12 protein-coding genes are annotated in these 12,755 nt (G+C 68.4%); 8 read left to right on the top strand and 4 right to left on the bottom strand.

The genetic code is table 11. The features are described from left to right. Positions 1–83: 83 nt before the first annotated feature. The 3 genes from mltG to D7006_RS06095 form a co-directional block, all read right to left on the bottom strand. Positions 84–1,136, bottom strand: coding sequence for an endolytic transglycosylase MltG (gene mltG, locus D7006_RS06105; protein WP_237355933.1), 1,053 nt, complete (start codon positions 1,134–1,136; stop codon positions 84–86). Positions 1,137–1,603: 467 nt separating this feature from the next. Next, positions 1,604–2,866 (bottom strand): beta-ketoacyl-ACP synthase II, encoded by a 1,263-nt coding sequence (fabF, locus tag D7006_RS06100; RefSeq protein WP_169122625.1) that lies wholly within the window; start codon positions 2,864–2,866, stop codon positions 1,604–1,606. Between the two features lie 109 nt (positions 2,867–2,975). Next, positions 2,976–3,212, bottom strand: a complete 237-nt coding sequence (locus tag D7006_RS06095) for an acyl carrier protein (RefSeq protein ID WP_012115109.1) — start codon at positions 3,210–3,212, stop codon at positions 2,976–2,978. Positions 3,213–3,512: 300 nt separating this feature from the next. Between D7006_RS06095 and D7006_RS06090 the strand changes: the two genes are divergently transcribed. The 8 genes from D7006_RS06090 (at position 3,513) to D7006_RS06055 (ending at position 11,902) form a co-directional block, all read left to right on the top strand. Beyond that, positions 3,513–3,719, top strand: coding sequence for a hypothetical protein (locus tag D7006_RS06090; RefSeq protein ID WP_237355932.1), 207 nt, complete (start codon positions 3,513–3,515; stop codon positions 3,717–3,719). A 69-nt stretch (positions 3,720–3,788) separates the two neighbouring features. Then, the gene (gene murA, locus D7006_RS06085; protein ID WP_237355931.1) at positions 3,789–5,078 is read left to right on the top strand and encodes a UDP-N-acetylglucosamine 1-carboxyvinyltransferase; all 1,290 of its coding nucleotides are present in this window, start codon (positions 3,789–3,791) and stop codon (positions 5,076–5,078) included. 72 nt (positions 5,079–5,150) lie between these two features. Then, positions 5,151–5,681, top strand: a complete 531-nt coding sequence (locus D7006_RS06080) for a CDP-alcohol phosphatidyltransferase family protein (RefSeq protein ID WP_169122628.1) — start codon at positions 5,151–5,153, stop codon at positions 5,679–5,681. Between the two features lie 186 nt (positions 5,682–5,867). Then, positions 5,868–6,950, top strand: a complete 1,083-nt coding sequence (locus tag D7006_RS06075) for an AI-2E family transporter (protein ID WP_229645753.1) — start codon at positions 5,868–5,870, stop codon at positions 6,948–6,950. Positions 6,951–6,954: 4 nt separating this feature from the next. Further along, positions 6,955–7,686: a chromosomal replication initiator DnaA gene (locus D7006_RS06070; RefSeq protein WP_237355930.1), complete on the top strand. Its 732-nt coding sequence runs from the start codon at positions 6,955–6,957 to the stop codon at positions 7,684–7,686. Between the two features lie 105 nt (positions 7,687–7,791). Next, on the top strand, positions 7,792–9,978 hold the full coding sequence (locus tag D7006_RS06065) for an RNA degradosome polyphosphate kinase (protein WP_229645752.1): 2,187 nt from the start codon (positions 7,792–7,794) through the stop codon (positions 9,976–9,978). 1 nt (position 9,979) lies between these two features. Next, positions 9,980–11,506, top strand: a complete 1,527-nt coding sequence (gene ppx / locus D7006_RS06060) for an exopolyphosphatase (RefSeq protein WP_237355929.1) — start codon at positions 9,980–9,982, stop codon at positions 11,504–11,506. Between the two features lie 96 nt (positions 11,507–11,602). Further along, entirely contained in the window at positions 11,603–11,902 is a 300-nt protein-coding gene (locus tag D7006_RS06055; RefSeq protein WP_229645750.1) for a hypothetical protein, read from the top strand. On the opposite strand, the gene D7006_RS06050 is transcribed toward D7006_RS06055, so the two are convergent. Further along, entirely contained in the window at positions 11,833–12,687 is an 855-nt protein-coding gene (locus D7006_RS06050) for a sulfotransferase (RefSeq protein ID WP_237355928.1), read from the bottom strand. The genes D7006_RS06055 and D7006_RS06050 overlap by 70 nt on opposite strands. Positions 12,688–12,755: the final 68 nt, after the last annotated feature.

Raw genomic sequence — 12,755 nt, 5'->3', positions numbered from 1 at the left:
CGGCGTCCTCGGCTCCACCTTCCCGGCCGAGACGGCTGCGCGCTTGATGATCGGTCCCGCGGCCATTGCCGTCTCCGTGTTGTTCAGCGGCCAGAAGCGGCCGGAGGGGTCGCGGCCGGAGGTGTGGCGGCCGGCGCCGCGAGCGGCTGCCCGCTTTGCGCCGGGGCTGCGCCCTGCTCGATCGCCCGCCAGCGGGCGACGTTCTTGTTGTGGTCGGCCAAGGTCTCGGCGAAGGCGTGCCCGCCGGTGCCGTCGGCGACGAAGAACAGATCCTTCGTCTTCGGCGGGTTGGCCGCCGCCATCAGGGCGTCCTTGCCCGGGTTGCAAATGGGGCCGGGCGGCAGGCCGTCGATGGCATAGGTGTTGTAGGCGGTCGCCGTGGCGATGTCGGTGCGCGAAATCGGGCGGCCGAGCGAGCCCCTGCCGCCGACGATGCCGTAGATAATGGTCGGATCGGACTGAAGCCGCATCTTCTTCGTCAGGCGGTTGACGAATACGGCGGCGACCTTGGGCCGCTCGTCGGCCTGCCCGGTCTCCTTCTCCACGATGGAGGCGAGGGTGACGAGCTCCTGCGGGCTCTTGAGCGGCACGTCCGGCGCGCGCTTGGCCCAGATGGTCGCGAGCAGCTTCTTCTGCGCGTCCGCCATCTCCTGCAGCACCGCGTCACGGGTCATGCCGCGATGGATGCGGTAGGTCTCGGGCAGCAGCGTGCCTTCCTGTGGCACGGCGGGCGTGCCGGTGAGCAGATCATTGTCCATGAGCCGCTTGACCACCTGCTGGCTGGTCAGCCCCTCGGGGATGGTCACCTGGTGGAGCACGACCTTGCCGGAGGCGATGGTGTCGATGACGCTCGCCACCGACTGGCCCGGCTTGAACACGTATTCGCCGGCCTTCAGCGAGGCATCCGGCCGCGCGATCTTCTGCCCGGCAACGAACAGCACCCAGCTCTGGACCACGCCCTCGCGTTCCAGAATTTCGGCCATGTCGCGCACGCCGGCGCCGCGCGGAATGTTCACCACCTTCTCGGTGGTCAGCGGGCCCGGCTCGGTGAAGGCGCGCTGGCCGTACCAGCCGGCAAGCCCCACCCCAACGAAAACGAACAGCAGGAAGGTGAAGATGCCGCTGCCGATGGTCACCGCCGGATGCCGCGCGCTGCGCGAGGGCTTCGGCGGCTTGGGCGGAGGACGGCGCGGCGGTGCCTTGCGCTGCTTCGAACTGCGGGCGGGACCGGTGGGCATCGGAGGAGCGGACGCGCTGGCATCGCCTGGACCAGGACCGCTTGGAGGTGCGGGCGGACGGACCTGCCCCTTCGGCAGAAGCGGCGATTCCTCACCAGCGCCGGTGTGAGATTGCGCCACGGCAGGCTCGGAAGATGCCGACGTGGGGGCTGCCGCACCCCCGGCCTCCCCCGGCTCCTCGCGCGTCGATGATCCGTCGTTGGACTGGGCCATCCCGGGCTCCCTTGTCGTCGGCGAAGGCTCCCGCCATGTCGGCGGGGCAGTCAGCCACCTTTTGGCGGCTTGCTAAAGGGACATTCGGGCGTGACGGGGGCAGGCTGTCCCAGCGTCGTGCGGCCGGGCACGAGCCCGGCCGTCGGGCCGCATCAGGCGGCGTAGCGGCGGAAGACCAGTGACGCGTTGGTGCCGCCGAAGCCGAAGGAATTGGAGAGCACGGCGTCGATCTTGCGCGGCTTGGGCGTCAGCGGCACCAGATCGATCGGCGTCTCCACCGACGGATTGTCGAGATTCAGCGTCGCCGGGGCGATCTGGTCGCGGATGGCGAGGATGGAGAAGATCGCCTCCACCGAGCCGGCGGCCCCGAGCAGGTGGCCGATGGATGACTTGGTCGACGACATGGCGGTCTTGGCCGCCGCATTGCCGAGCAGCCGCTCCACCGCCTTCAGCTCGATCTCGTCGGCCATGGTGGAGGTGCCGTGGGCGTTGATGTAGTCGATGTCATCCGCCGTCATCCCCGCGCGCTTCAGCGCCGCCGACATGCAGCGATAGGCGCCGTCGCCGTCCATGGACGGGGCGGTGATGTGGAACGCATCGCCCGAAAGGCCGTAGCCGACCAGCTCGGCGTAGATCTTGGCACCGCGGGCCTTGGCGTGCTCCAGCTCCTCAAGCACCACGACACCGGCGCCCTCGCCCATGACGAAGCCGTCGCGGTCCTTGTCGTAGGGGCGCGAGGCGTGGATGGGGTCGTCGTTGAAGGCGGTGCAGAGCGCCTTGCACGCAGCGAAGCCGGCGATGGAGAGCCGGTTGACCGGCGATTCGGTGCCGCCCGCGACCATCACGTCGGCATCGCCGAGGGCGATCAGACGGCCGGCGTCGCCGATGGCATGGGCGCCGGTGGAGCAGGCCGTGACCACCGCGTGGTTCGGTCCCTTGAGGCCGTGCTGGATGGAGACGTAGCCGCCGGCGAGGTTGATGAGCCGGCCGGGGATGAAGAAGGGCGAGATGCGGCGCGGGCCGCGATCCTTCAGCAGCAGAGACGCATCCGCGATGCCCTCGATGCCGCCGATACCGGAGCCGATCAGGACGCCCGAGGCGATCTGGTCCTCGTACTCCGTGGGATGCCAGCCGGCGTCGTCCAGGGCCTGGGTGGCCGCGGCCATGGCGAAGACGATGAATTCATCGACCTTGCGCTGTTCCTTCGGCTCCATCCACTGGTCGGGATTGTAGGTGCCGTCGGACCCGTCGCCGCGCGGGATGTTCGCCGCGATCTTGCACGCGAGGTCGGACACCTCGAAATGGCTGATCGCCTTGACACCGCTTTCGCCGGCAAGAAGCCGCCGCCAGGTCGGCTCGACGCCGCAGGCGAGCGGCGTCACCATGCCGAGGCCGGTGACGACAACACGTCTCATGGGAAAAACTCCGGGAGGCGGGCGATCAGCGCGCCTGGCGCGCGGCCCGGTGCAACAACGGCCGCGGGCGCCAGGCGCCACGCGACCGCCAGATGGACACGCGAATGGATCAAGCCGCGTTCTTTTCCAGGAACTTGATCGCGTCGCCCACAGTCAGGATGGTCTCGGCGGCATCGTCCGGGATCTCGCAGTTGAAAGCCTCCTCGAAGGCCATCACGAGTTCCACGGTGTCGAGGCTGTCGGCGCCGAGATCGTCGATGAAGGAGGCGCTCTCCGTGACCTTCTCGGGTTCCACCCCCAGATGCTCCGCGACAATCTTCTTCACCCGCTCGGCGATGTCACTCATAGATCGAACCCTCGGTTGTTCGGATAATCCCGTTGCCGTTCGGCGGCTGGAGGAGGGCATAATGCCTTTTTTCCGCCGTGCCCAGCCCCCCTCCGTCGCGAAGGAGACGAGATTCCGTCGGTCCGTCCTCGCGCCGCGCGCGGATGGTGGAGCGCGTGAACGCCCGCGTGCCCCCGGCCCAGCAATTGGGCTCGTTAGCACACTCCCTGCGGCAAGGCCAGCAATGCACGCAAAGGTAAGGAGAAAGGGTGCCCTTGCGCCGGCTCACCCGCGCCTTTAATGGCACGAAAGGGGAACATCATGGCTTCTGACACGGATCGATCGGACCGCCTCGCCGCCGCATTGCGCGCCAATCTCCAGCGCCGCAAGGCGCAGGCCCGCGCGCGGCGCACCCCGCAGGAGGAAAATCCCTCGCCCGAGGCTTCCGGTGGAAATCCCGCAACGGGTGGTAGCAGCGCCCCGTCCGAGGGAAAGCCCGCGATTGTGCCGGACGGCGAGGCGGGCTAGAGCTTCTCTCTTACACCCGCTTACGGCCGGCTCAGGGGGGCGCCGCCCGCAAGGCAAGGACAGGACGGCATGGACAAGATTCGCATCGTCGGCGGCAACGAGCTGAAGGGCACCATCCCGATCTCGGGCGCGAAGAACGCAGCCCTGCCGCTGATGATTGCCAGCCTCCTGACCGAGGAGAAGCTGATTCTCGAGAATGTGCCGCGTCTCGCGGACGTGGCGCTGCTGCAGCGCATCCTCGGCAATCACGGCGTGGATATCACCACCAACGGCAAGCGCAACGGGGACGACCCCTATGCCGGCCAGACGCTGGAGATCGACGCCCGCGTCATCGTGGACACCGTCGCCCCCTACGAACTCGTGTCGAAGATGCGCGCCTCCTTCTGGGTGGTGGGACCGCTGCTCGCCCGCATGGGCGTCGCCAAGGTCTCCCTGCCCGGCGGCTGCGCCATCGGCACCCGGCCGGTGGATTTCCACCTCGACGCCCTGCGCGCCCTCGGCGCGGACATCGAGATCGACGCCGGCTACGTGCTGGCCAAGGCGCCGCGCGGGCTCACCGGCGCCCGCATCGTCTTCCCGAAGGTGTCGGTGGGCGCGACCCATACCGCGCTGATGGCCGCCGCCCTCGCCCGCGGCGAGAGCGTGATCGAGAACGCCGCGCGCGAACCCGAGATCGTCGACGTGGCCGACTGCCTCATCAAGATGGGCGCGCGCATCGAGGGGGCCGGCACCTCCACCATCCGCATCGAGGGCGTGCCACGCCTCAAGGCCGCCCGCCACGCGGTGCTGCCCGACCGGATCGAGACCGGCACCTATGCCATGGCAACCGCCATGACCGGCGGCGACGTGATGCTCGCCGGCGCCCGCCCGGACCTCTTGGAGGACGCGCTGGAGACCCTGCGCCACGCCGGCGCGGAGATCGACGCCACCAACGAAGGCATCCGCGTGCGCCGCAACGGCGCCGGCATCCTGCCGGTGGAGGTCTCCACCGCCCCCTATCCGGGCTTCCCGACGGACCTCCAAGCCCAGCTGATGGCCCTGATGACCAAGGCCAAGGGGCGCTCGCGCATCACCGAGACCATCTTCGAGAACCGCTTCATGCACGTGCAGGAGCTGGCCCGCCTCGGCGCCCGCATCCACCTCGACGGCGACACCGCCGTGGTGGAGGGGGTCGAGCGCCTGACCGGTGCCCCGGTGATGGCCACCGACCTGCGCGCCTCGGTCTCCCTCGTCATCGCCGGCCTCGCCGCCGAGGGCGAGACCATGGTCCAGCGCGTCTACCACCTCGACCGCGGCTTCGAGAAGCTGGAAGAGAAGCTGTCTCGCTGCGGCGCCGAAATCGAGCGCATCAGCGCCTGAGCGGGGCGCGGAACCGCCCGCGCCCGCTTTTGTTGTCTGGCCTTTCAACGCTATCAGGGTGGCGGAAGAGCCGTGAGCATCCCCAACATCATCACCTTGCTGCGCATCTTCCTGGTGCCGGCCGTGGTGTGGGCCATCGCCTCCGGCGAGCCGCTGCTCGCCTTCTGGCTGTTCCTGGCCGCCGGCATCTCGGACGCGCTCGACGGCTTCATCGCCAAGCGCTTCCATATGCAGACGGAGTTGGGCTCCTACCTCGACCCGGTGGCCGACAAGGCACTCCTCGTCTCCATCTACGTGACGCTGGCGGTGGTCGGGCTCATCCCGCGGTGGGTCGCCATCGCCGTGGTGTCGCGGGATTTCATGATCATCGGCGCGGTGGTGCTGTCGCTGGTGATGGCAAAGCCGGTGACGATCAGTCCGCTGCTGATTTCCAAGGTCAACACGGCGGCGCAGATCAGCTTCGCGGCGATCGTGCTGGCCACGGCCGGCTTCGGCGTGACCGTGCCCGGCCTGTACGATCTGGGGCTGGTGCTTGTCGGCCTCTTGACGGGCCTTTCCGCCGCTGCCTATCTCGCCGCATGGACGCGCCATATGGCAAGCTGAGGGGCAACGGTTCAGGATCGGCGCCTCTTCGGGCGGCCGATTGAAAGGCGCAAGGTGATGGACGGCGACCGCACCCGCATGCCGGAACTCCGCAGCGACCCCACGTCGCCGGCGCGTCGCGGTGCCGCGTTTGCCCGGCTCCCCCGCATGCCCGTGCCGATCCATTCCGGGATGGAGGGAACCTCCGTGCGCATCCAGGCCCGTTTCTGGGTGGGCGCGCTGCTGCTCACCGCCATCGTCCTGTGGCTGCTCTCCGGCATCCTCCTGCCGTTCGTGGCCGGCATCGTGCTCGCCTACTTCCTCAATCCGGTGGTCGCGCGCCTCGAGCGCATCGGCGTGGCCCGCACTCTCTCCGCCCTCGTGGTGGTGGGGATCATGCTGCTGCTGGTGATGCTGTTCTTCCTGCTGGCGCTGCCCATCCTGTCGTCCCAGCTGTTCGAGTTCATCCAGCGCCTGCCGTCCTATGTGACGCGCCTGCAAGGCCTTCTGACCGAAGAGAACCGGGAATGGCTGAGCGGCATCGTCGGCGATCGCCTGCCCGACATGCAGCGCTCCATCTCCGACCTGATGACCCAGGGGGTGAGCCATGTGCTGAGCCTGCTGTCGTCGGTCTGGTCCGGCGGGCAGGCGCTCCTCTCGCTGTTCGCGCTGCTGGTGGTGACACCGGTGGTGGTGTTCTACATCCTGTGCGACTGGAACGAGATGGTGGGGCTGGTGGACCGGCTGGTGCCGGTACCCCACCGCCCGGTGGTGCGTGGCCTCGCCCGCGCCATGGACAATGCGGTGGCCGGCTTCGTGCGCGGCCAGGCGACGGTCTGCCTGCTGCTCGGCGGCTTCTATGCCGTCTCCCTCTCCATGGTGGGGCTGAATTTCGGCCTGCTGATCGGAATCGTGTCGGGGGTCATCACCTTCATCCCCTATGTGGGGTCGCTCACCGGCTTCGTGCTGGCCATGGGCGTGGCCATCGTCCAGTTCTTCCCGGACTGGAGCATGATCGGCACGGTGCTCGCCATCTTCGTGGCCGGCCAGACCATCGAGGGCTATGTGCTCGCGCCGAAACTGGTGGGCGACAGCATCGGCGTGCATCCGGTGTGGCTGATGTTCGCCCTGTTCGCCTTCGGCTATCTCTTCGGCTTCGTGGGCCTGCTGCTGGCGGTTCCGCTCACGGCAGTGGCCGGCGTGCTGGTACGCTTCGCCATCGCCCGCTACATGCAATCCTCGCTCTATCAGGGCGCGGCGGAAGATGATCCGCCGGCCGAGACGCGCTGACCCGATGCCCCGCACCCCGGCCGAGCCGCCGCGACAGCTTCCCCTCGATCTGCCCAACCAGCCGGCCCTGCGCCGCGAGGACTTCCTCGCAGCGCCGAGCAATGCTGCAGCGCTGGCCTTGATCGACGCCTTCCCCGACTGGCCGTCGCGCGTCGCCTGCCTCGTCGGCCCGGAAGGCGCGGGCAAGAGCCATCTCGCCGCCATCTTCGCCGAGCGCTCGGGCGCCCTGACGCTTGCCGCCTCGGACCTCGTGCGCGAGGCGGTGCCGGCGGCCCTCGCCCGCGACGCGCTGGTGCTGGAGGACCTCGACCCGGCCACCTTCAGCGAGCCGGCCCTCTTCCACCTGCTCAATCTCGCCCGCGAGCAGCAGGCCTACCTGCTGATGACCGCGCGCACGCCGCCCTCCGGCTTCACCCTGGCCACTGCCGACCTCGCTTCCCGGCTGCGGGCCATCCCGGTGTTCGAGATCGCCCCGGCGGACGATTCCCTGCTCGCGGCCGTGCTGGTGAAGCTGTTCGCCGACCGCCAGCTCGCAGTGGACGAGGCGACCGTGCAATATCTGCTGCTGCGTATCCCGCGCTCGGTGGCCGGCGCCCAGCGCATCGTCGAGGCGCTCGATCAGGCTGCGCTGGCCGCCCGGCGGCCGGTGACCCGCGCCCTCGCCGCCCAGGTGCTGGCGGCCGGCGGCCCGACGGACGCGGCCCACGCCGGGGCCGATCCGGACGCGGACGATTGAGGAGCGCGCACGGCCGGCCAATGTCATAGAGTGGTCATCCAAGCCAGCCATGGTCCGGCCGGTTTCCGCCAATACGGCATGAGGGAGCGACGGGAGCGAATGGGAATGAACGAGGCTGTGGCTCTCTCCGACACCGAGGTCGTCTCCGAAGTGGAAAGCCCGCTCGCGCAGTCGTCGCAGCGGTTCATCAACCGCGAGATTTCCTGGCTCGGCTTCAACCGCCGCGTGCTGGAGGAAGCGGAGAACCGCAATCATCCCCTGCTGGAGCAGCTGCGCTTCCTCTCCATCTCTGCCAACAACCTCGATGAATTCTTCATGGTCCGCGTCGCCGGCCTGAAGGAGCAGGTGCGCGAGGGCGTGCAGACCCCGAGCCCGGACGGGCTCACCCCCTCCGAGCAGCTGACCACCATCCTCAGCGCCGCCGCCCAGCTGATCTCGGACCAGCAGGGTCGCTGGCGCGAGCTCAGGCGCGACCTCGCCGGAGCCGGCATCGTGCTGATCGATGGGCCGGACGGGACGCCCGAGGACATGGAGGTGCTTGAGCGGCACTTCCTCAATCATGTCTTCCCGGTCCTGACCCCGCTGGCCATCGATCCGGCCCACCCCTTCCCGTTCATCCCCAATCTCGGCTTCTCGCTGGCCCTCCAGCTCGTCCGCCAGTCGGATGGGCGGGGCATGAACGCGCTCATCCGCATCCCCGCCAAGGTCGACCGCTTCATCCGCCTGCCGGACCAAGGCACCGGCACGCTGCGCTTCATGACGCTGGAGCAGATGATCGGGCTGTTCATCGCGCGGCTCTTCCCCGGCTATGCGGTGAAGGGACAGGGTGTGTTCCGCGTCATCCGCGACAGCGACCTTGAAATCGAGGAAGAGGCGGAAGACCTCGTCCGCCTGTTCGAGACCGCGCTCAAGCAGCGCCGCTACGGCGAGGTGATCCGCATGGAGGCCGACGCCGCCATGCCGGAAGAGCTGCGCACCTTCGTCGCCCGCGAACTCGGCGTGAACGACGACGAAATCTTCGTGGTCGACGGCGTGCTGGCGCTGAACGAGTTTTCCCAGCTCGTCTCGGTCGACCGCCCGGACCTCAAGTTCCAAGCCTACAACGCCCGATTTCCCGAGCGCATCCGCGACCACGGCGGAGACTGCTTTCTCGCTATTCGCGAGAAGGACATTCTCGTTCATCACCCTTATGAATCCTTTGACGTGGTGGTTCAGTTTCTGCGCCAGGCCGCCCGCGACCCCAATGTCGTCGCCATCAAGCAGACCCTCTACCGAACCTCCTCCGACAGCCCCATCGTGAAGGCGCTCGCCGAGGCGGCCGAAGCCGGCAAGTCGGTGACGGCGCTGGTGGAGCTGAAGGCGCGCTTCGACGAGGAAGCCAATATCCGCTGGGCGCGCGACCTGGAGCGGGCCGGCGTGCAGGTGGTGTTCGGCTTCATCGAGCTGAAGACCCACGGAAAGCTCTCCATGGCGGTACGCCGGGAAGGCTCCCAGCTTGCCACCTACGTGCATGTGGGCACCGGCAACTACCACCCCATCACGGCGCGCATCTACACCGACCTCTCCTTCTTCACCGCCGACCCGGTGATCGCCCAGGACGTGGCCCGCATCTTCAATTTCATCACCGGCTATGCGACGCCCGGCGAGCTCGACGCCATGGCCGTGTCTCCGTCCTTCCTCAAGCCGCGGCTGATGAAGCACATCGCGGACGAGATCGAGTTCGCCCGGGCCGGCCGTCCGGCGGCCATCTGGCTGAAGTGCAACTCGCTGGTGGATCCCGAGATCATCGACGCGCTCTATGCCGCGAGCGCCGCCGGCGTTCAGGTGGATTGCGTCATCCGCGGCATCTGCTGCCTCCGGCCCGGCATTCCCGGGCTGTCCGAGAACATCCGGGTGAAATCCATCGTCGGGCGCTTCCTGGAGCACTCGCGCATCTACTGCTTCGGCGGCGGCCACGGCCTGCCGAGCCCGAACGCCATCGTCTACATTTCCTCGGCCGACCTGATGCCGCGCAACCTCGACCGCCGCGTCGAGACCCTGTGCCCCATCACCAACCCCACCGTGCACGAGCAGGTGCTGGACCAGATCATGGTTGCCAACCTGATCGACAACCAGCAGAGCTGGCGCGTCTTGCCGGATGGCTCGTCGGAACGCATAGTCCCGGCGCCGGGCGAGGAACCGTTCAACGCCCATCAGTATTTCATGACCAATCCGAGCTTGTCCGGACGTGGAAAGTCTCTCAAGGATTCTTCGCCGCGCAGCCTCTTCGTCCGCCGCGGAGGCGGGCGCTGAGTTGACGCATGCACCCGGCCGGCTGTCCCACGGGGCGCCGGTTGCCGTCATCGACATCGGTTCAAACTCGGTGCGCCTCGTGGTGTACGAGGGGCTCAACCGTGCGCTGACGCCGGTCTTCAACGAGAAGGCCCTGTGCGGGCTCGGCCGGGAGGTGCTCTCCACCGGCCGGCTCCCGCAGGATGCGGTCGATCGCGCCTTCGCCGCGCTGAAGCGCTTTCGTGCGCTCTGTGATGCGATGCAGGTGGGCGAGGTCCATGCCCTCGCCACCGCCGCCGCGCGTGACGCCCAGAACGGCCCCGCCTTCATCGCCGAGTGCGAGGCCATCTGCGGCACCCGCATCGAGCTGCTCACCGGCAAGCGGGAGGCGGAGCTCGCCGCCTGCGGCATCGTCGCCGGCGTCCATGCGCCGGACGGCATCGTCGGCGATCTCGGCGGCGGTTCGCTGGAGCTGGTGGACGTGAAGGCGGGCTATGTCGGCACCGGGGTGACCCTGCCTTTGGGCGGCCTCGCCTTGCAGGACCGGTCCTCTCGCTCGACCCGCAAGGCGGAGAAGATCGTCCGCGATACCATCCCCGAGGCGCAGGTTCTGGAAGGCCTCGCCGGCCGCACCTTCTATGCGGTGGGCGGCACATGGCGGGCGCTCGCGCGCCTGCACATGTTCACCAAGGGCTATCCCCTGCATGTGATGCACGGTTACGTGATACCGGCCCGCGAGGCACTGGACTTCACCCGCATCGTCCATCGCGCCGACACCGAGGCGCTGGCCCATATCGACGTGATCTCCGACGCGCGCCGCCCACTTCTGGCCTATGGCGCGCTGGTGCTGGAGAACATCGTGCGGCAGGGGCGCCCGTCCGAGGTGGTCATCTCGGCGCTCGGCGTGCGCGAGGGCCTGCTCTATTCGCTGCTGCCGGAAGCCGAGCGCGCCGGTGACCCGCTGCTCATCGCCGCCGCCGAGATGAACGTCCTGCGCTCCCGCTCGCCCTTGCATGGCGAGGAGCTGGTGGCCTGGACCGACGGCTTCTTTGCTTCGGCGCCGGTGCTGGAAGAAGCGGAGGAAGAGCGCCGCCTGCGCCGCGCCGCCTGCCTGCTGGCGGACGTGGGCTGGCGCGCCCATCCCGACTATCGCGGCGAGCAGAGCCTCAACATGATCGCCCATGCCGCCTTCGCCGGCATCGATCATCCCGGCCGCGCCTATGTGGCGCTGTCGGTCTATTTCCGCCACGTGGGCCTGGGTGCCGACGAGAGCGACACTCGCATTCTGGAACTCGTCACCACCGGGATGCTGGATCGCGCCCGCATCCTCGGCGCGGCCATGCGGGTGGCCTATGTGCTGTCCGCCGCCATGCCCGGCATCCTGCCCCGCATGCCGCTGAAGGTGCGCGGCGACCAGCTCGCCCTGAGCGTGCCGAAGCAACTGGTACCGCTCATCAACGAGCGGGTGCAGAACCGCCTGCGCCAGCTCGCCCGCCTTATCGGCCGGGAGCCGGCACTGGAGCAGTACGAGGAGGGCGCGGCGGACTGATCCGCCGCCCCCCATCCGGTCGGTCACGAAGCGGTTGCGCGCACGGCAGCGGCGCCGCTCGGATTTCCGCCTGAATTGGCCGGCAGTCTTTCAATCATGAAACAGCTCGTGAACATCTTCGGCGGCATCGCCGGTCTTGTGGTGGCGGGTCTCGTCGGCCTCGCCCTCTTCACGCTCGTGGGCGGACTCATCCTGGTGGCGGGCATCGTCATCACCGCCCTGGTCATTGGCGGCGGCGTCTATGCCCTCGTCACCGGGCGCGCGCCCGGCATGAAGCGCGACGGCGGCTTTTCCTTCCGCGTCATCGACCTGCGCGAGACGCGCACCTACGGGACGCCGGACGACAGCGGCATGATCGATGTGACCCCGCCCAAGGACCCCCGCCGCGGCGCGTGACCTCCTGAGCCTGACGACTTGCAGGGCGCCCGGCGCGCGGTTGGCCAGTCCGAGACATCGAGCCCGCTGAGACCGGCGAAGCGTGGCAGATCACCCGCATAGGTGTCAGTGAGATACGCCGCATCCGCCTCGTCCATGGGCGCCGCAGTGTCGCCGACGAACACACTGCGCGCCTCGACCGGCTCCTGCTCAAGCTCCAGGAAGTCGAACACGCGCGCGAGTGTGTTGCGATGGCGCAGGGCGAGGTCGTCCTGCCGCAGCATCAGAACCTGCGCCCGCGGAAAGATGGAGAGCAGCCGCTCCGCCTGGGCACCGTAGAAGCCCCGCTCCACATACGAAAAATGCCTGTGCCGCGCATCGTTCGGTGCAAGCCCGTCGAGCCGGCTGCGACCGGCGCGGATGGCATTGGAGAAATCCATCGTCTCCAGCCCCCGCGCTCGGCTCATCCGCCAATGGGCATGGGCACGGTCGGCCGGATCGCGGAACAGGGCAATGACCTTAACGTCGCGATTGTGCGCATGAAGACGCTCCAGCGCATTGGGCCACCAGATGTACGAGGGGGTCGCCTCCCCGGCGACGCGTCCTCGGCGTCGCGGAAAACGGCTGAGATAGTCGCGATAGTCCGGACCGTTCCAGCAGCGGGTGTCGTCGTCGAAGAAATGCAGCTCCTTGGCGGAGGGTACACAGATACGCGAATGCTGCGAAAGGAAGTGGAAAAGCGCCGTCGTCCCGGCCTTCTGCACACCGACGACAGCAAACTCCACGCGCGGAATGGGTCCGGGCATGAGACGGCAGCTCCAAGGGAGTTGGGCCCGCCCAGCGCCCCTTGCGGTGCCAGTCCGGTCCCCTCAAC

The sequence above is a fragment of the Xanthobacter sp. YC-JY1 genome (assembly GCF_021730305.1).
In the GTDB taxonomy this organism is placed as follows: domain Bacteria; phylum Pseudomonadota; class Alphaproteobacteria; order Rhizobiales; family Xanthobacteraceae; genus Xanthobacter; species Xanthobacter flavus.
This window is presented reverse-complemented; position numbering and strand designations above follow the sequence as displayed.